The organism is Streptococcus suis, assembly GCF_002964575.1.
Classification (GTDB): Bacteria; Bacillota; Bacilli; order Lactobacillales; family Streptococcaceae; genus Streptococcus; species Streptococcus suis_R.
Genome location: NZ_POQQ01000057.1, coordinates 71,934 through 94,992 on the forward strand (window position 1 = coordinate 71,934; position 23,059 = coordinate 94,992).

Annotated in this window: 25 protein-coding genes; 16 read left to right on the top strand and 9 right to left on the bottom strand. The window is 43.7% G+C overall.

Annotated features, from left to right (window positions below):
* Window position 1 precedes the first annotated feature (1 nt).
* From C1E58_RS08115 to C1E58_RS08165, 11 genes are all read left to right on the top strand, one after another.
* Complete coding sequence (locus C1E58_RS08115; protein WP_105209993.1) at window positions 2-1,369, top strand: M20/M25/M40 family metallo-hydrolase; 1,368 nt, start codon at window positions 2-4, stop codon at window positions 1,367-1,369.
* Window positions 1,362-2,426 carry a methionine ABC transporter ATP-binding protein gene (locus C1E58_RS08120; protein ID WP_105209994.1) on the top strand — a complete coding sequence of 355 codons (1,065 nt, stop codon included), beginning with the start codon at window positions 1,362-1,364 and terminating at the stop codon, window positions 2,424-2,426. The genes C1E58_RS08115 and C1E58_RS08120 overlap by 8 nt, the downstream gene beginning before the upstream one ends.
* The gene (locus C1E58_RS08125; protein ID WP_029179347.1) at window positions 2,427-3,119 is read left to right on the top strand and encodes a methionine ABC transporter permease; all 693 of its coding nucleotides are present in this window, start codon (window positions 2,427-2,429) and stop codon (window positions 3,117-3,119) included.
* A gap of 182 nt (window positions 3,120-3,301) precedes the next feature.
* Window positions 3,302-4,006 carry a B3/4 domain-containing protein gene (locus tag C1E58_RS08130; RefSeq protein ID WP_105209995.1) on the top strand — a complete coding sequence of 235 codons (705 nt, stop codon included), beginning with the start codon at window positions 3,302-3,304 and terminating at the stop codon, window positions 4,004-4,006.
* A gap of 308 nt (window positions 4,007-4,314) precedes the next feature.
* On the top strand, window positions 4,315-5,076 hold the full coding sequence (locus C1E58_RS08135; RefSeq protein WP_024380535.1) for an elongation factor Tu: 762 nt from the start codon (window positions 4,315-4,317) through the stop codon (window positions 5,074-5,076).
* 19 nt (window positions 5,077-5,095) lie between these two features.
* Window positions 5,096-6,013 (top strand): glycine--tRNA ligase subunit alpha, encoded by a 918-nt coding sequence (gene glyQ / locus C1E58_RS08140; RefSeq protein WP_024403586.1) that lies wholly within the window; start codon window positions 5,096-5,098, stop codon window positions 6,011-6,013.
* Window positions 6,013-8,049, top strand: coding sequence for a glycine--tRNA ligase subunit beta (gene glyS / locus C1E58_RS08145; protein WP_105209996.1), 2,037 nt, complete (start codon window positions 6,013-6,015; stop codon window positions 8,047-8,049). Before glyQ ends, glyS begins: the two co-directional genes overlap by 1 nt.
* Before the next feature lie 5 nt (window positions 8,050-8,054).
* The gene (locus C1E58_RS08150; RefSeq protein ID WP_105209997.1) at window positions 8,055-8,492 is read left to right on the top strand and encodes a hypothetical protein; all 438 of its coding nucleotides are present in this window, start codon (window positions 8,055-8,057) and stop codon (window positions 8,490-8,492) included.
* Between the two features lie 18 nt (window positions 8,493-8,510).
* Window positions 8,511-8,768 (top strand): DUF896 family protein, encoded by a 258-nt coding sequence (locus C1E58_RS08155; RefSeq protein WP_024378147.1) that lies wholly within the window; start codon window positions 8,511-8,513, stop codon window positions 8,766-8,768.
* 82 nt (window positions 8,769-8,850) lie between these two features.
* Window positions 8,851-9,924: a site-2 protease family protein gene (locus C1E58_RS08160; protein ID WP_105209998.1), complete on the top strand. Its 1,074-nt coding sequence runs from the start codon at window positions 8,851-8,853 to the stop codon at window positions 9,922-9,924.
* An 86-nt stretch (window positions 9,925-10,010) separates the two neighbouring features.
* Window positions 10,011-10,382: a hypothetical protein gene (locus C1E58_RS08165; protein WP_105209999.1), complete on the top strand. Its 372-nt coding sequence runs from the start codon at window positions 10,011-10,013 to the stop codon at window positions 10,380-10,382.
* Between the two features lie 24 nt (window positions 10,383-10,406).
* Here C1E58_RS08165 and C1E58_RS08170 read toward each other — a convergent pair whose 3' ends face one another.
* From C1E58_RS08170 to C1E58_RS08210, 9 genes are all read right to left on the bottom strand, one after another.
* Entirely contained in the window at window positions 10,407-11,744 is a 1,338-nt protein-coding gene (locus C1E58_RS08170) for an MATE family efflux transporter (RefSeq protein ID WP_105210000.1), read from the bottom strand.
* A 68-nt stretch (window positions 11,745-11,812) separates the two neighbouring features.
* Complete coding sequence (locus C1E58_RS08175) at window positions 11,813-12,478, bottom strand: potassium channel family protein (protein ID WP_105210001.1); 666 nt, start codon at window positions 12,476-12,478, stop codon at window positions 11,813-11,815.
* A gap of 60 nt (window positions 12,479-12,538) precedes the next feature.
* Window positions 12,539-13,888 carry a TrkH family potassium uptake protein gene (locus tag C1E58_RS08180; RefSeq protein ID WP_105210002.1) on the bottom strand — a complete coding sequence of 450 codons (1,350 nt, stop codon included), beginning with the start codon at window positions 13,886-13,888 and terminating at the stop codon, window positions 12,539-12,541.
* Window positions 13,889-14,042: 154 nt separating this feature from the next.
* Window positions 14,043-14,390 carry a hypothetical protein gene (locus C1E58_RS08185; protein ID WP_105210003.1) on the bottom strand — a complete coding sequence of 116 codons (348 nt, stop codon included), beginning with the start codon at window positions 14,388-14,390 and terminating at the stop codon, window positions 14,043-14,045.
* Window positions 14,391-14,475: 85 nt separating this feature from the next.
* Complete coding sequence (locus C1E58_RS08190) at window positions 14,476-14,727, bottom strand: MFS transporter (protein WP_238142257.1); 252 nt, start codon at window positions 14,725-14,727, stop codon at window positions 14,476-14,478.
* A gap of 12 nt (window positions 14,728-14,739) precedes the next feature.
* The gene (locus C1E58_RS08195) at window positions 14,740-15,822 is read right to left on the bottom strand and encodes a DUF3278 domain-containing protein (protein WP_105210004.1); all 1,083 of its coding nucleotides are present in this window, start codon (window positions 15,820-15,822) and stop codon (window positions 14,740-14,742) included.
* A 13-nt stretch (window positions 15,823-15,835) separates the two neighbouring features.
* Window positions 15,836-16,036: a hypothetical protein gene (locus C1E58_RS08200; protein WP_105210005.1), complete on the bottom strand. Its 201-nt coding sequence runs from the start codon at window positions 16,034-16,036 to the stop codon at window positions 15,836-15,838.
* A gap of 14 nt (window positions 16,037-16,050) precedes the next feature.
* Window positions 16,051-16,584: a DUF3278 domain-containing protein gene (locus tag C1E58_RS08205; protein ID WP_105210006.1), complete on the bottom strand. Its 534-nt coding sequence runs from the start codon at window positions 16,582-16,584 to the stop codon at window positions 16,051-16,053.
* Between the two features lie 10 nt (window positions 16,585-16,594).
* A complete protein-coding gene (locus C1E58_RS08210) occupies window positions 16,595-16,783 on the bottom strand; it encodes a helix-turn-helix transcriptional regulator (RefSeq protein ID WP_002942681.1) in 189 nt (62 codons plus the stop codon).
* Window positions 16,784-17,053: 270 nt separating this feature from the next.
* On the opposite strand from C1E58_RS08210, the gene rsmH reads away from it, so the two are divergent.
* The 5 genes from rsmH to C1E58_RS08235 all read left to right on the top strand — a co-directional run bounded on the left by rsmH (window position 17,054) and on the right by C1E58_RS08235 (window position 23,047).
* Window positions 17,054-18,004 carry a 16S rRNA (cytosine(1402)-N(4))-methyltransferase RsmH gene (gene rsmH, locus C1E58_RS08215; protein WP_105210007.1) on the top strand — a complete coding sequence of 317 codons (951 nt, stop codon included), beginning with the start codon at window positions 17,054-17,056 and terminating at the stop codon, window positions 18,002-18,004.
* 11 nt (window positions 18,005-18,015) lie between these two features.
* The gene (gene ftsL / locus C1E58_RS08220; protein ID WP_024412194.1) at window positions 18,016-18,339 is read left to right on the top strand and encodes a cell division protein FtsL; all 324 of its coding nucleotides are present in this window, start codon (window positions 18,016-18,018) and stop codon (window positions 18,337-18,339) included.
* Window positions 18,339-20,588 (top strand): penicillin-binding protein PBP2X, encoded by a 2,250-nt coding sequence (pbp2X, locus tag C1E58_RS08225; protein ID WP_105210008.1) that lies wholly within the window; start codon window positions 18,339-18,341, stop codon window positions 20,586-20,588. The genes ftsL and pbp2X overlap by 1 nt, the downstream gene beginning before the upstream one ends.
* 1 nt (window position 20,589) lies before the next feature.
* Window positions 20,590-21,588, top strand: coding sequence for a phospho-N-acetylmuramoyl-pentapeptide-transferase (mraY, locus tag C1E58_RS08230; protein ID WP_105210009.1), 999 nt, complete (start codon window positions 20,590-20,592; stop codon window positions 21,586-21,588).
* A 115-nt stretch (window positions 21,589-21,703) separates the two neighbouring features.
* Entirely contained in the window at window positions 21,704-23,047 is a 1,344-nt protein-coding gene (locus tag C1E58_RS08235) for a DEAD/DEAH box helicase (protein WP_105210010.1), read from the top strand.
* Window positions 23,048-23,059 lie beyond the last annotated feature (12 nt).

Here is a 23,059-nt window from a genome sequence, read left to right on the forward strand (position 1 = left end):
CATGGCAGATAGTAAAATTCAAGCTTTTGAACAGGATGCGATTATTCAGCACTATTTTGAAAAGTTAAAAGTCTTGATTTCAAAGAAATCCATTTTCGCTCAACAGATTGGTCTCTTGGATGTGGCGACTTACTTGAAAGAGATGTTTGAAGAGGCGGGTGCAGAGGTTATTCTGGATGATAGTTATGCGGCACCTTTTGTCATGGCTAAGTTTGCAGCGACAGTCCCAAATGCCAAAACCTTGATTTTCTATAACCACTACGATACAGTGCCAGCGGATGCCGATCAGGTTTGGGAGAAGGGCCATCCTTTTGAATTGACCATTTCCAACGGCTATATCTATGGTCGTGGGGTGGACGATGATAAGGGGCATATTACAGCTCGTCTGTCAGCCTTGAAAAAATACCTGGCTATACAAAACGGTCATTTGCCAGTCAATGTCATCTTTATCATGGAGGGGGCAGAGGAGTCAGCTTCTGTTGATTTGGATAAGTACCTTGCCAAATACAAGGAAGACTTGCTTGGAGCTGATTTGCTGGTTTGGGAACAAGGACACCGCAATAGCTTACATCAGCTAGAGATTGCTGGTGGCAATAAGGGAATTGTGACCTTTGATCTTCAGGTCAAATCAGCTGACTTGGACATTCATTCTTCCTATGGTGGAGTCATTGATTCGGCAAGCTGGTATTTATTATCAGCACTTCAATCCATGCGGGCTGCAGATGGACGAATTCTAGTAGAGGGCATTTACGAGCAGGTGCAAGAGCCAAATGAGCGTGAATTGGCCTTGGTGGAGGAATTTGCACTGGCGACCAGTCAGTCCATGAAAGACATTTATGGCTTGACCCTACCGACCTTGGTAGAAGACCGTCGTGAGTTCCTGAAACGTTTGTATTTTGAACCGTCGATTACTATTGAAGGTTTGTCAACTGGTTATCTTGGACAAGGTGTCAAGACCATTATTCCAGCTCAGGCTTCTGCAAAAATGGAAGTTCGTCTGGTGCCTGGTTTGGAGCCACATGATGTATTAGATAAGATTCGCCAGCATTTGGACAAGCACGGATTTGACAAAGTTGAGGTTATCTTTACTTTGGGGGAAATGAGCTACCGAAGTGATATGTCCCATCCTGCCATTGTCAATGTGATTGAATTGGCTAAAAAATTGACACCAGAAGGAGTGGCTGTCTTGCCGACTTCACCGGGGACAGGACCCATGCACACAGTCTTTCATGCTCTAGGTGTGCCGATTGCAGGATTTGGTCTAGGAAATGCCAACAGTCGTGACCATGCAGGTGATGAAAATGTCAGCATCGCTGACTACTATAGCCATGTTGAATTAGTAGAGGAGTTAATTGCAAGTTATGAGTAAGGAAATGATTAAGCTAGATAATATTGATGTAACCTTCCAGCAGAAAAAACGGACCATCGAAGCGGTAAAGGATGTGACCATCCATATCAATCAAGGGGATATTTACGGTATCGTAGGTTATTCTGGTGCTGGGAAATCTACCCTTGTCCGTGTCATCAATTTGTTGCAAGTGCCGACAGCAGGTAAGATTACCATTGATGAGGATGTGATTTATGAGGGGGATCGGGTCACGCTTACCCCTGCTCAACTGCGAAGCAAACGTCGTGAGATTGGGATGATTTTCCAGCATTTCAACCTGATGGCTCAAATGACGGCAGAAGAAAACGTAGCCTTTGCTCTCAAGCATTCTGGCTTGAGCAAGGAAGCGAAGAAAGAAAAAGTTGCTAAGTTGTTGGATTTGGTTGGTCTTTCGGATCGTGCTGAAAACTATCCAGCTCAGCTGTCTGGTGGTCAAAAACAACGTGTTGCCATTGCCCGTGCCTTGGCCAATGACCCTAAAATCTTGATTTCTGATGAGTCTACTTCTGCCTTGGATCCGAAAACGACTAAACAGATTTTGGCACTCTTGCAGGAATTGAATGAAAAACTGGGCTTGACCATTGTCATGATTACCCACGAGATGCAGATTGTAAAAGACATTTGTAACCGTGTGGCTGTTATGCAAGATGGTCGCTTGATCGAAGAGGGTTCAGTTTTAGAAATCTTCTCTCATCCAAAAGAAGAATTGACCCAGGATTTCATCAAAACAGCAACAGGAATTGATGAAGCCTTGGTGAAAATTTACCAGCAGGATATTGTTCAGAATTTGCCTGAAAACAGTATTTTGGTGCAACTCAAGTATGCTGGTTCCAACACGGATACGGCCATTGTTAATGATTTGTACAAATTCTATCAAGTATCTGCCAATATTTTGTATGGCAATATTGAGATTTTGGACCATACGCCAGTCGGTGAGATGGTAGTTATTCTCTCTGGAGAGCCTGGTCAGTTGCACCGTGCGATTGAGGCAGTGACGGAGGCGCGTGTGGAAGTGACGATTTTGAAAGGAGCAAACTAGATGTTAGAATGGATTCAAACGAATTTTCCAGATATTTATAAATTGGGCTGGGATGGTCAGACAGGTTGGTTAACACATTTTAATTTGACCCTTTATATGACCTTTGTTTCCTTTGCTTTTGGTGGCTTTATGGGCTTGGTTTCAGGTTTGTTCTTGGTATTGACTGGTCCTCGGGGTGTCATTGAAAATAAGACGGTTTATTGGATTTTGGATAAGGTGGCTTCTATTTTCCGTGCCATTCCTTTCATTATTTTGTTGGCGGCCATTGCTCCTTTGACAAAAATTATTGTTGGAAAAACGATTGGTACAGAGGCAGCCTTGGTGCCCCTTGCACTTTCAGTCTTCCCCTTCTTTGCTCGTCAGGTTGAGGTGGTCTTGTCAGAATTGGACCGCGGTGTCATTGAGGCCGCTCAGGCTTCAGGAGCGACTTTCTGGGATATTGTCCTTGTCTATCTGCGTGAGGGTCTGCCTGACTTGATTCGGGTGACGACCTTTGCCCTGGTTTCTCTGGTCGGCTATACAGCTATGGCAGGAGCTATCGGAGCAGGTGGTTTGGGACAGGTTGCCCTTTCATATGGTTACTTGCGTTACAATGATGATGTGACCTTCCTTGCAACATTTTTGATTTTGGTTATCATCTTTGCTATTCAGTTTATTGGTGATTTCTTGACCAGAAAGATTAGTCATAGATAGTAAGGAAATCAGGCATTTCGCATTTTGATTTATTAATTGCTTTTTTAAAAGCAATATTATACAATGAAAGCAACCAAATATTTACTGCCACCGGGTAGTCTTGAATCAGCATTTTATGAACATCGTTAGGTCTTTGAAGATGTTCATAGGGTGCTGATTTTGTATAAAAAAGGAGTAAGAATATGTCACAATTTATTGTTGATTCATCTTTTTGGAGTCTATTTCCAGATGCAAAAATTGGAGTTCTATTATTGAAAGATTATAAAACGCCAGCGCAATCGCCTGATGAATTAGTGAAATTACTGGAAGAAAGCAACGGAGTTGCCCAGAAATTTCTCACAGAAGATACTTTTAGTGAAAATGAAGTCATCCAAACGTATCGCCAAGCTTATCAAAAATTCAAAACTAAAAAAGGTGCACGTTCTAGTATTGAAGCACTTTTGAAGCGTTCTGCTAGTGACCGTCCAGTTTCGACAATCTCGCCCTTAGTGGATATTTATAATGCAGCAAGCTTGCGTTTTGGTCTTCCATGTGGTGCGGAAGATATAGATACTTTTGTAGGCGATTTACATTTAACAGTTACCGAGGGTGGAGATGAGTTCTATCTGATTGGAGATGAGGTCAATCAACCAACCTTGCCAGGTGAAGTTTGCTATAAGGATGATAAAGGTGCGGTATGTCGCTGTTTCAACTGGCGTGATGGTGAGCGAACCATGATTACGGATGAGACAAAGAATGCTTTCTTGGTCATGGAGTTGGTCAATTCTGATAGAGTAGAAGATTTGGAAAATGCCCTTGATTTTATCAGTCAACACGCAGAAAAATTCTTGGGAGTAGTACCAGAAAAATATCTACTAGATTGCGATACGCCTGCAATAGCCTTGTAGGATTTGTCAGCGAGATTGTGTTCTGATAAATAGTGGTCTTTCTAGACAAATGCTGAATTTTCTGCTACAATACTAAGCATGAAAGAAGGTTGTTTCAAAAGCCTGTCTAGCGAGCTTGGGAGAGTGAAAGCCAAGCCAGTCTTGAAATAATTGGCGCTTTCCCAGTCGTGACCATGTCTGACTGCTTATCAATCATAAAAATGAAGTAATAAATTAGGGTGGAACCGCGTTCTCAACGCCCCTATGTCTGTTGACAGGGGAAGGGAATGTGGTTCTTTTTCTGTTTTACCAGAGAGGAAAGAGAGGATATGAAGAATTTTTATCTAGTGGATAGCCAAGAACAGCTGTTTAACTATCAGCAATTTGTCTCAAAATACGAGGCAAAATGGCATGACTATATCCATTTTCTAAGGAAGGAATATCAAGTTCGTGATTTGCCTCAAGCTCTTATCTGGGCAAATGAAGAAGCCGCAAGAAAATTACTTGGCCAAAGTCCCGTACCAGCCTACACTAATGATATCCGCATGGTCATGACACCAGACTTAGCAGTTTGGAAAAAGATTTACCAGCATCAACTAGATAGCTACGAGAACAGCCCAGACTTGCAGACATTGAGTGCTCACTACAAAGGATTGTCGGAAAATCATCTGTTGCAAATTATCGGTCATGAGCTGGCGCATTGGTCAGACCTTTTTCTGGATGACTTTGCGGACTATGATGCAAACATCTGGTTTGAAGAGGGCATGGTCGAGTACATCAGCAGACAGTATTTTTTGACAGAAGAAGAGTTTGCTCAAGAGCGGTTCTGTAATCAGCTCTTGGTTGACCTCTTTCAAGAAAAACACGGCTGGCATTCCTTGGATGCTTTTGGAAAATCCACTTACGAAGGAGATTACGCGAGTATTTTTTACGAGTACTGGCGAAGTTTTCTCACCATTGACCAGTTAGTAGAGAAAGTAGGTTCGGTCCAAGCACTTTTTGAAACCTATCATAAATGGGCGCAGTCAGACCAAAGCATTTCGCTACTCAACTGGTTTGTGCAGGAAGAATTATTAGAAAAAGAAATTTAAAAAGAAACAGGAGTAACTTATGGCAAAAAAACTTACATTTCAAGAGATTATCTTGACCTTACAACAATTTTGGAATGAGCAGGGGTGCTTGCTCATGCAGGCTTATGATACGGAAAAGGGTGCGGGTACCATGAGCCCCTACACTTTCTTACGTGCGATCGGTCCTGAGCCATGGAATGCGGCTTATGTTGAGCCAAGTCGTCGTCCTGCGGACGGTCGTTACGGGGAAAACCCAAACCGTCTCTATCAGCACCACCAATTCCAAGTGGTGATGAAACCGTCGCCTTCTAACATCCAGGAACTCTACTTGGAGTCTTTGGAGCGTTTGGGTATCAATCCCTTGGAGCATGACATTCGTTTCGTTGAGGACAACTGGGAAAACCCGTCAACTGGTTCAGCTGGTTTGGGCTGGGAAGTTTGGTTGGACGGCATGGAAATCACGCAGTTTACCTACTTCCAACAGGTTGGTGGCTTGGCGACAGGTCCTGTCACAGCTGAAGTAACTTATGGTTTGGAACGTTTGGCTTCTTATATTCAAGAAGTTGACTCCGTTTACGACATCGAGTGGGCAGACGGTGTTAAATACGGTGAAATCTTTATCCAGCCAGAATATGAGCATTCAAAATATTCCTTTGAAGTATCAGACCAGGATATGCTTCTCGAAAACTTCACTAAGTTTGAAAAAGAAGCAGAGCGGGCTTTGGAAGAGGGCTTGGTTCACCCAGCCTTTGACTATGTGCTCAAGTGTTCTCATACCTTTAACCTGCTGGATGCCCGCGGTGCCGTGTCTGTAACTGAGCGTGCAGGCTACATTGCCCGTATCCGTAACCTTGCCCGTGTCGTTGCCAAAACCTTTGTGGCAGAGCGGAAGAAACTTGGCTTCCCACTTTTAGATGAAGCAACACGAGCAGAATTGTTGAAGGAGGATGCAGAATAATGACAAAGAATTTACTTGTTGAACTTGGCTTGGAAGAAATTCCTGCCTACATCGTAACCCCAGCCATGCACCAGTTGCGTGACCGCATGGCGACCTTTTTGACAGACAACCGTTTGGCTTTTGATAGCATTGACGTCTTTTCAACACCACGCCGTTTGGCTGTTCGTGTCCGTGGTTTGGCGGACCAGCAGACAGACCTGACCGAAGATTTCAAGGGCCCTGCTAAGAAGATTGCCTTGGATGCCGACGGAAACTTCACCAAGGCGGCAGAGGGCTTTGTCCGTGGCAAAGGCTTGACGACAGCGGACATCGAATTCCGCGAGATCAAGGGTGAGGAGTATGTCTACGTGACCAAGCACGAAGCTGGCCAGCCAGCTAAGGCAGTCTTGGCGGACATTCCAGAGGTTTTGAAGGCGATGACCTTCCCTGTCAGCATGAACTGGGCATCCAACAAATTCGCCTATATCCGCCCTGTCCACACCCTGACCGTTCTCTTGGACGACGAGGCGTTGGATATGGATTTCTTGGACATTTCATCCGCTCGCATCAGCCGTGGTCATCGTTTCCTTGGAAATGAAACTGAGATTGCAAGTGCAGATTCTTACGAGGCCGACTTGCGTGCACAGTTTGTCATTACGGACCCCGCAGAGCGTCAACATATGATCGTCGAGCAAATCAAGGCTATCGAGGACAAACACAATGTGACCGTTGAGATTGACGAGGATTTGCTCAATGAAGTTCTCAACCTGGTCGAGTACCCAACTGCCTTCATGGGTTCCTTTGACACCAAGTACCTAGAAGTACCAGAAGAAGTCTTGGTGACTTCCATGAAAAACCACCAACGTTACTTCGTGGTGCGTGATAAGGCTGGCAAGCTCTTGCCAAACTTCATCTCCGTCCGCAACGGTAACGACCAATACCTTGACAATGTCATCAAGGGAAATGAAAAAGTCTTGGTAGCACGTTTGGAAGACGGTGAGTTCTTCTGGCGTGAAGACCAAAAACTCAAGATTGCTGACTTGGTAGAACGCCTTAAAGTCGTGACCTTCCATGAGAAAATCGGCTCCCTTTACCAGCACATGGAACGTACCAAAGTTATCGCAGAAAAACTGGCTGACTTGGCAGGCTTGTCTGCGGATGAAAAAGCGGATGTGGCACGTGCAGCGGACATCTACAAGTTTGACCTCTTGACAGGTATGGTCGGCGAGTTTGACGAATTACAAGGGATTATGGGTGAGAAGTATGCCCTTCTTGCAGGGGAAAAACCTGCGGTGGCAGCAGCAATCCGTGAGCATTACTTGCCAAACTCAGCAGAAGGCGAATTGCCTGAGAGCAAGGTCGGGGCGGTCTTGGCACTGGCTGACAAATTTGATACCCTTCTCTCCTTCTTCTCAGTTGGCTTGATTCCGTCTGGTTCAAACGACCCTTACGCTCTGCGTCGTGCAACACAGGGTATCGTGCGGATTTTGGAAGCTTTTGGTTGGGAAATTCCATTGGATCAGTTGATTGCGGAGCTCTATAGCTTGAACTTTGCCAGCTTGACCTATGACAACCAGCCAGCTGTGATGGACTTTATCCGTGCTCGTGTAGAGAAGATGATGGATAAGGCGATTCCGAAAGACATCCGTGAGGCTGTACTTGCCAGCTCAACCTTTGTGGTCAGACTGCAACTGGCAGCTAGCTCTGCTATTTTCCAAAAATCAAAAGAGGCTGACTACAAGGAAGCCGTGGAAAACTTGTCACGGGTCTTCAACTTGGCTGAAAAGGCAGAGGCGACTGTCATTGACGAGGCCCTCTTTGAAAATGCTCAGGAAAAAGCCCTTGCTGCTGCAGTGGCGAGCTTAGAGTTGACAGAAGACATGGCGGGCAACTTGGACAAGCTCTTTGCTCTCAGCCCAGTCATCGCGGCCTTCTTCGACAATACCATGGTTATGGCAGACGACGCAGCGGTTAAAGCCAACCGCTTGGCTTTATTGAAAGCCTTGGCGGACAAGGCGGCAGTGGTCGCGGTCTTCAATCTCTTGAATAGTAAGTAGGTAGTATGTCTCTTTTCAGAATTATAGAGTTGTATGTTATCATTCCTTTGCAAGCTTTGGCGATGATTGTTATTATAGTATTCCTTTTTCGTTGGATGTGGCGAACATCTAAGATAGAAAGGGGCAATGCTAAACCTGCTATTCGCAAAAAATGCAAACAGAAACTATGTACTGCTGAAACGCAAGGGCGTTTTATGAGGCAACTACGTTTTAAGAAGAATTATGTCTATGTTTATGCTTATGATGTAGATGGAAAAACCTATGAAATTTATGATGTTATTATTTATAAGATAGGTGAAGTTATTAAGTTAGGGCCAATTCCGGTTAGTTATACAGGAAAAAGACAATTAGAGAATGTTGATGTGGTTAGAATTGCCTACAATCCTCGGATACCACAGGAAGCATATTTACCCGATAATCAAGGGAAGTGGACCGTGTTTTAAGAGATAAAAGGAGTTATTATGGAACAAGCAAAAATCGATCGGATCAATGAGTTGGCCCGCAAGAAAAAGGCGGAAGGCTTGACAGAGGAGGAGTTGCAGGAACAGGCAGCTCTTCGTGAGGAGTACATCGAGGGCTACCGCCGTAGCGTGCGTGCCCATGTTGAAGGCATCAAGATTGTCGATGAAGACGGTAACGATGTGACGCCAGAGAAACTCCGCCAAGTCCAACGTGAGAAAGGCTTACATGGGCGTAGTTTAGATGATCCAAATTCCTAAATCTACATTGCTAAAAAAAAACAAGTAAAAGACTAGGTTTTCTAGTCTTTTTCTGTTATACTATACAAAAAGGAGGTTTGCTATGAAGAAAGTATGGAATTGGATTGTTATAGGTGTTTCTGTTCTTTGTGGTTTTGCGAGTGCCATGTATTCGACTTATGGGATGGCTCAACTTTTACCAGAAAATGATTCCTTCTATGGACTGTGGGTGTTTGGTCTAGGTTATGTCTGGTTTCTAGGTACTTTTTACCTAACCCTCATTCTCCACGAATTAGGGCATGCCTTCTTTGGTTGGCTGACAGGTTTTGACTTGGTGGCGCTTGGCTTGGGCAATCGCTTGTTGGTCAAGACTGACCAAGGATGGAAATGGAAGAAAACCGTGATTGTGCAAGGGGCAGCTGCTCAGTATATCGGAGTCAAAGGAGATGAGAATGACCCTCGGGCGATTCTGATGTTTGCAGGTGGCTTGATTGTCCATCTCAGTCTTATCCTTATTTCTGTTTTGATCGGGTTCTTGACAGGGCATTGGAGCCTACCTCTCTCGCAAATTCTCCTCAATCTATCCTTGTTTATCCTCAATGCCAATCCTTCTGGTATGGCGGATGGTGCTAAGATACAAGAGTTGCGTTCTCATCCAGATTATAGCCGATTGGTCTATCAAGCACTTAGACACACCTCTCAAGTCATGGTGGACCCAACTGCAGCAAACTTAAGCGATTTTGTCTTGGATCTGCCAATCTTGCCAGGGCATTTACCACAAACCCACTATCTAAACTGGACGGAAGTGCTGATTTTCCAAGGGGAGTATCAAGAAGCCCAAGAACGCTTGGAAAAACTGATTGCGGCATCGGACAATGATTATATGGTGAAGCTGGCAAAACTTGTACTGTTGGAAGTCTATCTCTTGCAAGGCCTGGAGGAAGAGGCTAGAGCACTAGGGCAGGACAAACAGGTCAAGGCTCTGCTCAAGTATCCTATGGGAAATTACCAAGTCATCGCGGCTCTCTACCACCAGCGAATTACGGAAGATAGCAAGGCTTTGAAAAAATCTCTGGCTCAGGCTAAAAAAATGTTGCCTAATAGTCCACTATTGGCTGATGAGCAAGATTATTATGGCAAACTCTTAGCGGAAATCGAGTTAGAAAGTCAACTATAACAGTAAAATATTTGCGACTGACAAAAATAATATGTTATAATATGTTTGTAAACGAATATATAAATAAACGATTTAGGAGGTTGGTCATGAAAAAACTGATGTATGCCTTGTTGGTGCTTGCCTATGTTACAGTTGCTTATTTGTCGGTCTACTTCCTTCCTCACTATTATTTTGGTGCGATTATGGGGGCGGCTGGGGCCAATCTTGGCGTAAGTTTTAAACAATTCAAGGAAGTGCAAGCCTGTCCTGACAAACCTTTGTCAGCCTATTTTAAGTTGGATAAGACGACGACAGCTATTCTATTAATGCTTATTTTAGGACTCATTCTTTTTGTTCATCTGCTACCAGTATCCAATGTACAAGTCGTCTTTGCTTTCTTGGTTGGGCTTAGCTATGGAGCGCTTTGGAATATCTTGCATATCCAATTTTTACGGAAATATTATTTTAAAAACGCATGAGCTTATTTCATGCGTTTTTCTTGTTTATATACTTTGTTCAGCTTTTAATTTTTTCATAAAAATGATAGAACTTGGAATGAGGACCAAGATACTGCCAATCCAAGCAGCAGGGTTGGCGGCTGCTGTTCCATAAAATCCGAAATACTGCATGCCAATGACGGCGACTGCTGCTCGGAAAATCAATTCTCCAAAGCCTGCTAATGTCGGTATAAAGCCCTTGCCCAGCCCCTGAATAAAGCTACGAAGAATAAAGAGAGAGGCTACAATCCAGTAACAAGATCCGTTAATGATGTAGTAAACCAGGGCCAAGTCTAGCACGGTTTGACTGGCATTTGGCAGAAAGAGACCAGAGAAGAAGCGATTGCCCAAGATGAGAATGACCGCAAATACAATAGCCCAAGCGATATTGAGGTAGAGTGCCTTGCGAACTCCTTCTCGAATTCGATCATAGAGTTTAGCTCCATAGTTCTGGGCTGTAAAGGTTGCAATAGCCAGCCCCAGATTGACCATTGGTAGCATAGCAAGTTGGTCAGTGCGGAGGGCAATAGCCTGGGCAGCGATGGCATCTGTTCCTAGCTGGTTGACCATAAACTGTAGGGTCATGGCTCCGATGGCAATGATACTAGCTTGAAATCCCATAGGAAAAGCTAGTTGTGCGTGTTTCTTGAGATTGTCCTTGTCCAATCGTAAGTCAGAAAAGCTAATATGGTATTGGGGAACCTTTTTGACGATGTAGAAAATCAGGAAGATAACGGAGCAAGCCTGGGCGGTGATGGTTGCAAACCCAGCCCCGAAAACACCCCATTTCATGACTAGGATAAAGAAAAAGTCCAAACCGATATTGATAAAACAGGCAATGATAAGGGCCACTAGAGGTGTTTTAGAATTTCCAAGGCTGCGCAGGGCTGAGGACAGGAAATTATAGAAAATGGTAAAGGTCAATCCACCGAACATGGCAGTCAGAAAGGCTTGAGAATGCTGGATGATACTAGCAGGTGTCTTCATTAAGACCAAGATAGGTTGTAAAAAAGTCAATGCAAGGATTGTCAGTATCAGGCTGATAAGGAAAGAGTAGAAAAGACCATGAACAAAGGATTTTTTCAGTCCTTCAAAATCTTCAGCTCCGAAGCGTTGGGCAGAAAGAATGGTCAGTCCATTTGTCACACCTTGGGCAAAGCCGATGATGAGAAAAATCAAGCTGGCAGTCGAGCCAACACTGGCAAAGGCATCTTTGCCTAAGGTATGACCAACAATCATGGAATCGGCAAAGTTATAGGCTAATTGGAAGAAGGAACCAATTAGCAGGGGGATGGCAAACTGTAAGATGACTAGAATGGGTTTGCCCTTGGTTAAGTCGCTCATAAAATCTCCTTGGTAACAGAGGATAAGCCTATTAGAATGTATCATTTCTAATAGGCTTTTTCCTTATTTTAATGGGTTAAATCTTCAAAATGGTCTACGGTATTATGGTCTGTAACAGCCATGATGAGTTCGTGGCTCTTGAAGACATAGTCTGGGGTTAGCTGGATGTTCAATTCCTGATTTTCTCCGCTACGGTAACCGATGATATTCATTTTGTAGTGCTGACGGAGTTTAAGTTCACCCAAGGTCTTACCAATCCATTTTGCAGGTGGATGGAATTCTACGATAGACACATTGCCTTCTAGTTCCAGGAGGCTAGTTGTATCTTTATGAAGAAGTTGCTTGGCCAGTGAAATACCTGTTTCACGTTCTGGAGAGATGACCTTGTCAGCACCGACACGGAGGAGAACTTCTTTGGCTGTGGTTCCCTTGACCTTGGCAACGACCATTGGTACTCCGAGAATCTTACTGTGCATAACAGCGAGCACACTAGATTCCAAATTATCTCCAGTTGCAACGACGACTGCATCACAGTTTTCAATGCCCGCAGCTCGCAAGAGAGAACGGTCTGTTATATCACCGACAATTCCTCGAGTGAGAATGGGTTCAAGGTGGTTAATCTGTTGTTCATGGTTATCAATGGCAATGATATTGCAGTCATAATTGTGTAGGGTCTTAGCAATGGTGGTACCAAATACTCCTAAGCCCAGGATTCCGATAGTATAGTTTGGCATGATTTCTCCTTTTTAGAAGCTATATTCACAAGTGAAGTGCTGAACTGCACATACAGGTTCTTAAACTAACATAGATGATTTAGCGTATTGCAGGCTTTCTGTTTTAGAAGCCTTGCGGAGGGCAAGACTGGCCAGAATGGATAGGGGGCCAATGCGACCGAAGAACATGAGGGCCATGATAACAGCCTGTCCTGCCATGCTTAGTGACGGGGTCAGGTTGGCAGTTACTCCAACGGTTGCTAGGGCAGACATCACTTCAAAGACCAAGAAAAGTAAGGGTTGGTGCTTGTCTGTGATAGCGAGGGCAAATAAGCCTGCTAAAAATACAAGAAGGAAGACAGAGAAGGTCGCAAAGGCCTTGCGGATGGTCAGACCGTCAATGGTTCGACCAAGGAAGTTAGTATGGGGCAGTCCCAAAATCTCGCTACGGGCATAGAGGATCAAGGTCAGAAAGGCTGTAATTTTTATCCCTCCTGCCGTTCCACCTGGCGCTCCTCCCAACATCATTTGGAAGATGTAGATAAGGAGGGTGATGGGTTCTGCCTGTGTATAATCAATGCTGGCAAATCCTGCCGTTCGCATGGTCACCGTTTGGAAAAAGCTAGCCAATAGTTTGTGACCAAAGGATAGATTACCGATGGTAGCAGGGTTGTTCCACTCTGTAAGTAAGGTCAACAGGGTTCCTAATCCCAAAATAGTTGCAGTTAAGCCTAGAACGACCTTGGTATGAAAACCTAATTTGCGAAGATGGTGTTTTTGACCAAGCTGTGTGTGTAAATCAAACCAGACTGAAAATCCAAGTCCTCCCATGATGATGAGGCTGGCTAAGGTCAGATTTATCAGAGGATTGTCAACATAGCGGACAATGCTGTTGGCTCCGAAATTATCAAAACCAGCATTACAAAAAGCTGAAACAGCTAAGAAAATAGAAGTAAATAAACCCTTAGCCCAACCAAATTCTGGCACGAAATGAAAGGATAGGAGAATGGCTCCCAGTGTTTCAATGGATAGGGTAAATCCAAAAACGGACTTGAGAAAGCTTCTAAAATGCTTGGTATCGGAGCGATTGAGGGCTTCTTGGAGGGTTGCCATACTCATAAAATTGATTTTCCGACCACCTCGTAGGGCAAAGAGACCGACAAAGCCAACCAGGCTCAGTCCTCCAATCTGAATGAGTAACATACAGATGATTTGACCCACTGTAGAATAGGTATCGGCAACAGCCTTTGTAAACAATCCTGTCACGCAGACCATTGAAACGGTTGTAAACAGATGGTCCCAATAACTAGCAGTCGATGTAGGAACTTGCGAAATGGGCAGACTGAGTAAGAGAGAGCCGACCAGTATAACGAGTAGAAAGCTCAGAATAATTCGTTGACTGGGAGTAAGGTGTATCTTAAATGCTTTCATAAAGCTACCTTTTCAAAAAAATAAAGATGAGCATATTGTAGCACAAATAGGGAAAAAAGTAAGCGACAAAGTGGACGATTTTGTAATAAAAAAGGCTGGACTTGCGCCAGCACGATAATTAGGAAGAGTTCTCCTGTTCTATTGGTCTAACTTCTTATTTTTTCAATTGTCCAACAAAGAGTAGGATAGCTAACATTCCCCAGAATCCAGCTAGGAGCGGTTTGATTTGTCCAGTGAAACATCCAATGGAGAAGGTCAGGACAAAACCTGCCAAGAGAAACCAGAGCAGTGGTTTACGATAAAGATAGATAGCTTTTTGGACAGCATTTGCTTCTGGGCTGCTAGTCTGCCGGTCGCTATTTAAGAATGGAAGTATAGTGAACAGTAAGCTAACGATTGGTGGATTGTCCCCAGCCAAAAAGCTATGTATATACAGGCTGCAAATTGTTGTATAGAAAAAAACAATCAAAGCGAGAATGAGTTTCGGTTTGTCAACGTTCATCTGGCTTCTCCTTTTTGAAATACAGTCGATAGAGGATAGCGATAGCGAATCCAGCAGGTAAGATGAGGATGAGTAGTTTGACATGTCACAGCCAAATGCCCACGGAATAGGTCAAGGTCATGGCAAATAGAGCAAAGACAGATTGAATGAGAAAGTAGCGTTTTTCTTCTGCTGTTTTATAGGATTTGATGATTTGAACAGTAGGTAGTGTGAGCAGGAACGCACCACTGCTAATTGGTTCATTGACCATGTAAGAGTAGATAGAGTAAGCAGAAAATAGGCCGTAAAACAAGACGAAAAATCGACAGGTTTGTTTGGGTGTAAAGGGTTTGTCCATGGTATCAGCTCCTTATTTTTTCTTAGCAGTTTCTGCTTCCAGTTTATGCAGATAGGCAAAGGCTGACAGGGCTATACTAGCAAATAGACCCATCGTGCCACCGAAGAGGAGGGATTTTGTGTGCAAGATTGAGGCCATTAGGGGAAGATTGAGGCTAAAGAGGTCTGCTACTCCAGCAAAAACTGTCGAAAGCAGTGCAACTCCCAGTCCCCAAAGAAGTGGGTTTAGGGGCCGAGCTTGTCTTTCCTCAGGGCTAAGCTCATCCAAGTCATATTGGGGCAAGTCAGCATGGAGGGTCTGCATATTGACTACACCTAGCAAGATAAAGCTAAAGAGAGCAATTGTCATTGGATAATAGGTGGCAACCTCCACAGAATAGCGGATAGCCAGAAAATAAGCGACAGCATTTCCAAGGGCAAGGAAGTAGAAGTGGTAGATAAAGGCCTGTCCCCCAATCTCATCTGCCTTGGTCCGTCGGTACTCGTCTAAAGGCCCGCGAATACCATAGAAGTGCCGTATCATATTTTGGAGCCACTTAGGTTCTTCTTTGGAAATAGCAGAGCTGACAGTTAGTTTTTCAGCCTTTTTCATGCGTTTGCGTAACATGATTTCAAGAGCGATGCCTGTGAAAACACCACCTAGACAGGCAGCTAGGAATTTTCGAAGGTCAAATAGCTGGTCGAGAGGATTGAGCCCCTCCATCCAGGCACCGAAAACAACCACCCAGATGTACATAACGGTAGTGAAATAGAGGGCGAATTTGATACTTGCTCCCTTGAGTTGTTTCTGTTCCTTGCTAGTCAGTTCTTCTACATCTAAACTGTCCACTTGGCTGTGACGCATCTTGGATGTCATATACATACTGGCGGAAAGAGTGGATAGGAGTAGAGCCGTTGGGTAGCCATAGGCAACGACTTCTGGGAAGCGTTTGTATAAGGCAATTGCCAGTAGGGTAAGAGCCATGGCGCTCCAAAAGAGCAGGATAAAACAGGTATTGCCCAGTCGGAAGGCTTCTTGTTTGCGGTATTCATCTAGGGGACCAGCGATACCGTAAAACCGTTTGATCAATTTATCTTGAAAGGTTTCTTTTTTCATACGATACTCCTATTTACTTACGACGAAAAATGAGTGGCAGGTAAGCTAGTCCAAGGAAATAGATTGTCCCAGTAATCAGCAGTTGCACCCAGAATTTAGCCTGACTGATAATGTGCAAAATGTCCGCTCCGCTATTGCCCCAAAGCTGAAAGAGGACAAAGAGTGGGATAAAAATAAGGGTAGAGATAAGAGCTTTACGTGTGTTCTTTTTCATGATAATTCTCCTTCTTATTTGCTTGCCAGTATTTTCTTTTGAAGTTGTTTCTTGTGGTAGAGATAGTCTATGGTAGCAATAGCCACTGCTATGATGAAGCGACTGAATAGTAGGGTTGGGTCTGTTAGTTCTTCAAGAAATACAGACCACTCCTTATAAAAAGCAGAGCTGGTCATAGTCGCTATAAAAGCTCCTAAAAATATGGCGCGACTATTTTTAAGAAGGGCTTTATTGAGTTTGGCGACATCAATCTCATCCTCATAACTTAGACTAATGCCTTTTTTCAAGGCAATGTGAGAGGCTAAGGCTTGAGTGAAACCGATGATTAGTATATTGGTTAGGGGGAGCAGAAAACCAACTTTTTCAGGTTGCCGTAAGGCAATCAGAAGGGCGATAGTATTCCCAATCACGAGGATAGGAAAAACGAGCATAAGGATGGTGTTGCTGAAACGATAGCTTTCTTGCTGTCGCATTTCATCCATGGGTCCGCTGATAGAATAAAAATCCTTGGTTGCTTGATCGAGAATTTTTGCAAATGTATCTTTCATGATAAACTCCTTATTCATTCCAAAAGAGGCTATTGAGATCGGTTTGTAAAGCTTTGGCTAGGTTAATACAGAGGTCTAGCGAGGGATTGTACTTGTTGTTTTCAATCATGTTGATGGTCTGCCTGGATACGCCGATGGCCTTGGCCAAATCTAGTTGGGAAATCCCTAGCAGTAGGCGGTAGTCTTTGACGCGGTTCATGTGCCCTCCTTTCTATGTCAATTATATCTGACATATTTGATTAAAAATGAGAGGATAGGTTGACTATCCTTTTAAACTGCTGTCAATTATATCTGACATACAACTGTAAAAAAATGTGGTAACCCTCCCTGTTGATGTCAACTATATGTGACATCTTTTTGTAATGTTATTATATACCCATCAAGAAAACTTGTCAACTATATTTGACATATTTTTTGTAAAAAGTTTGCAACATCTTTTTGATTTATTTTGTGGTACAATAGATAAGATATGAGCAAGGAATTTAATCACACTACTGTTCTTTTGCATGAAACAGTAGACATGTTAGACATCAAACCAAATGGAATTTATGTAGATGCAACGCTGGGTGGGGCAGGTCATAGTGAGTACCTGCTCAGTCAGCTGACGGATGGAGGGCATCTCTATGCCTTTGACCAGGATCAGACGGCTATTGATCATGTCCAGAGCCGTTTGGCAGCCTACATTGAAAAGGGGCAGGTGACCTTTATCAAGGACAATTTCCGCAATCTCAAGTCCCGCTTGGCAGAGCTTGGGGTGACAGAGATTGATGGGATTTGTTACGATTTGGGTGTGTCTAGTCCACAGTTGGATGAGCGGGAGCGTGGCTTTTCTTACAAGCAAGATGCTCCGCTTGACATGCGCATGAACCGTGATGGTCGGTTGACAGCCTATGATGTGGTCAATAACTATGACTACCATGATTTAGTGCGGATTTTCTTCAAGTACGGTGAGGACAAATTTTCCAAACAGATTGCTCGTAAAATCGAACAGGCGCGTGCCATCAAACCTATTGAAACGACAACTGAGTTGGCAGAACTAATTAAGTCTGCTAAGCCTGCCAAGGAACTCAAGAAGAAGGGCCATCCTGCCAAGCAGATTTTCCAGGCCATTCGGATTGAAGTCAATGATGAATTGGGTGCAGCAGATGAGTCTATCCAGCAGGCCATTGACTTATTGGCTCTGGACGGACGGATTTCGGTTATCACCTTTCATTCCTTGGAAGACCGCTTGACCAAACAACTCTTCAAGGAAGCGAGTACGATTGATGTGCCAAAAGGTTTGCCATTTATTCCAGATGATTTGAAAGCACCGCTGGAGTTGGTCAACCGCAAGCCGATTTTGCCAAGTCAAGAAGAATTGGAAGCCAACAATCGTGCCCATTCAGCCAAGTTGCGCGTAGCCAAGAGAGTACATAAGTAGGAGAAACATCTATGTTACAAGAAAAACGTAGAGAAGCTACCATGCGAGTGATTGGTGATAAGTTTAAAACCTTCACCCGTGTAGAAAAAGCCTTTTATACCAGTATTATCCTATCCGGTCTGGCCTTGGCGATAGGGATTATTTTCTTGCAGACCCGTTTGATTCAAGTCCAGTCTGAAATGGCCAAGGTCAACCAGAATATCAATCAAAAACAGATTGAAATCAATGATGCCAAACAGGCTGTTAATGAGCTCACACGTTCGGCACGTCTGATGGAAATTGCTGAGAAGGCCGGATTAACATTTAACAACGACAATATTGGAGTAGCTGAATAATGCCCAGAAGAAACAATAAACTCTTGCAGTATGTTTTGAAAAAACGATATATTCCGTCCCAAAATCGTCGAAAAGTGGGCCAAGGTCTGCTGTTTTTGACGGTTTTAGTCTTTTTTATCTTTCTATTTAATTTTGCCTTTATTATCGGAACGGATAGCAAGGCAGGGGTAAAACTGTCTGAGAGGGCAGATGCTGTTCATCAGAAAGAGGTAACCATCCAGGCAAAACGTGGAACAATCTATGATCGTACGGGGATTCCTATCGCAGAAGATTCTACCACCTATACCGTTTATGCCATTATTGATAAGGAATATGTATCAGAACTGAAAAAAATTCTTTATGTTCAGGACAGTCAATTTAGTAAGGTTGCAGATGTATTCAAAAACCATCTTGGGATGGAAACGGATTACGTTCTTCAACAGTTACGACAGCCAGAACTGAAGCAGGTTTATTTTGGAACCTTAGGGAAAAATATTTCTTATAATACAATGACCACTATCCAGGAGGAGATGAAGGCAGCGGGGATCGAAGGGATAGCCTTTAATGCCAGCCCAGGTCGGATGTATCCAAATGGAAACTTTGCTTCAATCTTTGTTGGGTTAGCCAATTTGATTGAAAACAAGGATGGAAGTCATAGCCTGCAAGGTATGAGTGGCATGGAGTACTATCTCAACGATATTCTGGCCGGTCAGGATGGCAAGGTTGTTTATGAAAAGGATAGCCAGGGTCGAGTTTTGCCAGGGACAGAAACGGTGAAAGAGGCCACTATCAATGGTCAGGATGTTTATACGACTATTTCAGCAGACCTGCAGCGGTCCTTAGAAACCAACATGGATACCTTCTTTAATACTGCCAAGGGGCGCTACGCCAATGCTACTCTGATCTCAGCTAGGACTGGGGAGATTTTAGCAACGACACAACGTCCAAGTTATGACTCAGATACCAAGGAAGGCTTGGGACAAGAGGGGGTTCTAGAGCGTTCCCTCCTCTACCAAGAGGCCTTTGAACCAGGTTCTACCATGAAGGTTTTGACAGTAGCTTCTGCAATTGATAATGGTACATTTGATCCAAATGCATATTACACAAATAATGAATACGTAATTGCAGACGCAAAAATCAATGACTGGACTTTAAACGCTGGCCAATCAGCTGTTACGTTAAATTTTGCTCAGGGTTTTTCACTCTCAAGTAACGTCGGAATGACTTTGTTACAACAAGAAATGGGTGACGAAAAATGGCTAAATTACCTGACAAAATTTCGTTATGGCTATCCAACGCGTTTCGGAATGGGAGATGAAGCACCCGGCTTAGTTCCGGAAGACAATATTGTCACAATCGCAATGTCAACTTTTGGTCAAGGTATTTCAGCTAACCAAGTTCAAATGCTTCGAAGCTTCTCAGCCATTGCAAATAACGGAATTATGTTGGAGCCGAAGTTTATTTCTGCTCTCTACAATCCAAATTCTGATTCAGTGAGAATTGCGACGAAAGAAGAAGTTGGAAATCCAGTTTCTGAACAGGCGGCAGATGCTACCTTAGGGTATATGATAAATGTTGGAACGGACCCAGTCTTTGGTACCTTATATTCTCACGATTTACAAGGACCGGCTATTCAGGTTGAAGGCTATGATATTGCGATGAAATCAGGTTCAGCCGAAATTGCCAGCGAAGACGGTCAGGGTTATATCAAGGGCGCTTATACCAACTCGGTTGTCGCCATGATTCCTGCTGAGGATCCAGAGTTCATTATGTATGTTACGATTCGACAACCAGAAGTATTGAGTGTCTTATCGTGGAATACTATTGTAAGCCCGACTTTGAAAGAAGCGATGTTATTGAAGGATAATCTCAATCTAGATGCACCTGCTCCGTCCTTGACTTATGTAGAAAAAGAAACAGACTACAAGTTACCAGATTTGATAGGGAAAGCGCCGGGTGAGTCGGCGGAAGAACTTCGTCGCTATCTGGTTCAACCAGTTATTTTAGGCAAAGGTGCTGAGATTAAGAAGGTTTCTTTGGAAAAAGGTAGCTTAGTAGCCCCTAATCAACAGGTTCTCTTATTGACGAATAAATTGGAAGAAATGCCAGACTTGTATGCGGTGACCAAGGAGAATATGGATCTACTAGCTGAATGGACAGGTATTGAAGTGACCTATGAGGGGTCTGGTTCCAAGGTTGTGAAGCAGAGCGTAGAAGTGGGGACCAAGTTGAATAAAACCAAGAAATTAACAGTTACGTTAGGAGAATAATATGCAGTTTGCACTTATGTCGGGATTGGTTGCATTTTTAGCAACGGTAATCCTGATACCACGATTTATTACCTTTTATCAAGCCAAGCGCATCGAAGGGCAACAGATGCACGAAGATGTCAAGCAACACCAGTTCAAGGCCGGAACTCCTACCATGGGGGGTACAGTCTTCCTAGTTGTTGCTGTCCTTGTTAGTTTTATTTTTGCAGCTAGCCTGAAAATGCTGACAGGTGGTGTCTTGGCTATTCTTTTCATTTTGGCTCTCTATGGCTTGGTCGGATTTTTGGATGATTTCTTGAAAATCTTCCGCAAAATCAATGAAGGACTTAATCCCAAACAAAAGCTAGCCCTACAAATCCTGGGTGGTCTTGTTTTCTATTTTGTCCATGTCAAAGGTGCTGGCGGTGGTGAGCTCAATGTCTTTGGCCACATTATCAATCTTGGGGTGCTCTATCTACCATTTGTTCTATTCTGGTTGGTTGGTTTTTCAAACGCGGTCAATCTGACAGATGGGATTGATGGATTGGCTTCTATTTCTGTGACAATCAGTTTGCTGGCCTATTCTGTTATTGCTTACCAGGAGCAGAAGTTTGATATTCTCTTGGTCTGTGTGACCATGATTGGTGGTTTGCTTGGTTTCTTTGTCTATAATCGCAAACCGGCTAAGATTTTCATGGGAGATGTGGGTAGTTTGGCACTCGGTGGAATGCTGGCAACCATTTCCATTGCCCTTCGTCAAGAATGGACCCTCCTCCTAATCGGTTTGGTCTATGTTATCGAAACGTCATCTGTTATGTTACAAGTTTCGTATTTCAAATATACTAAAAAACGCTTTGGAGAAGGTCGTCGTATCTTCCGTATGACCCCTTTCCACCACCATTTAGAATTAGGTGGTTTGACTGGTAAGTCTGAAAAATGGAGTGAATGGCAGGTTGACTTCTTTTTATGGTCAGTTGGACTTGTCATGAGCTTGATTACCCTGGCTATTCTTTATCTATAGATTTTCAGAAACAGCAGAAATGCTGTTTTTGTGCTATAATAGAAGGCAGTAAAATGAAGAACCTCTATTTGCAGTCGTCGTTACGCCTGTCCATACAGGTTCCAAAGAGGAAACTATGAAATTTACAGATATGAAACTCAAGCCTTACATTCAGGAGGCTTTGAAAGAAATTAACTTTGTTCAGCCGACAGAGGTTCAGGAGAAATTGATTCCTGTTGTTTTGTCAGGCCGCGATTTGATTGGGGAATCAAAAACAGGTTCAGGGAAGACCCATACCTTCTTGATTCCGATTTTCCAAAAACTAAATGAGGAATTGGACCAGGTTCAGGCTGTTATTACAGCACCATCACGAGAACTGGCAACTCAAATCTACCAAGCAGCTCGTCAGTTGGCCAGTCATTCGGACATCGAGGTTCGTGTGACCAATTATGTTGGTGGTACGGATAAGAACCGTCAAATTGACAAGCTTCAAACTGGTCAGCCACATATTGTTGTTGGGACACCAGGTCGTATTTATGACTTGGTTAAATCAGGAGACCTTGCAATCCATAAAGCTAAAACCTTTGTGGTGGATGAGGCAGATATGACCTTGGACATGGGCTTTTTGGAAACGGTAGATAAGATTGCCGGAAGTCTGCCAAAAGACCTACAATTTATGGTCTTTTCAGCCACCATTCCGCAGAAACTGCAACCGTTTTTGAAAAAGTATTTGTCTAATCCAGTCATGGAACAAATCAAGACCCAGACGGTCATTTCAGATACCATTGAAAATTGGCTGATTTCAACCAAGGGTCGTGATCGCAATGCGCAGATTTTGGAAGCGACCAAGCTCATGCAGCCATATTTGGCTATGATTTTTGTCAATACAAAGACCCGTGCAGATGAATTGCACAGTTACTTAACTGCTAATGGTTTGCGGGTTGCAAAAATTCACGGGGACATTCCACCGCGTGAACGCAAGCGGATCATGAACCAGGTGAAAAATTTGGATTTTCAGTACATCGTAGCAACAGACTTGGCAGCGCGTGGGATTGATATCGAAGGTGTTAGCCATGTCATCAACGATGCCATTCCTCAGGACCTTTCCTTCTTTGTCCACCGTGTGGGTCGTACAGGTCGAAATGGCTTGTCGGGTATTGCCATTACCCTCTATCAGCCGAGTGATGATGCGGACATTCGCGAGTTAGAAAAACTCAACATCAAATTCTTGCCAAAAGAAATGAAGAATGGGGAGTTTGTCGATACCTACGACCGTGACCGCCGTGTCAACCGAGAAAAATCTCGTGAAAAACTGGACTTGGAAATGATTGGCTTGGTGAAGAAGAAAAAGAAAAAAGTCAAGCCAGGCTACAAGAAGAAAATCCAATGGGCTGTTGATGAGAAGCGCCGCAAGACAAAACGTGTGGAAGCGCGTGCCAAGGGGCGTGCAGAGCGCAAGGCCAAACGCCAAACCTTCTAGGAGGGTTGGAAA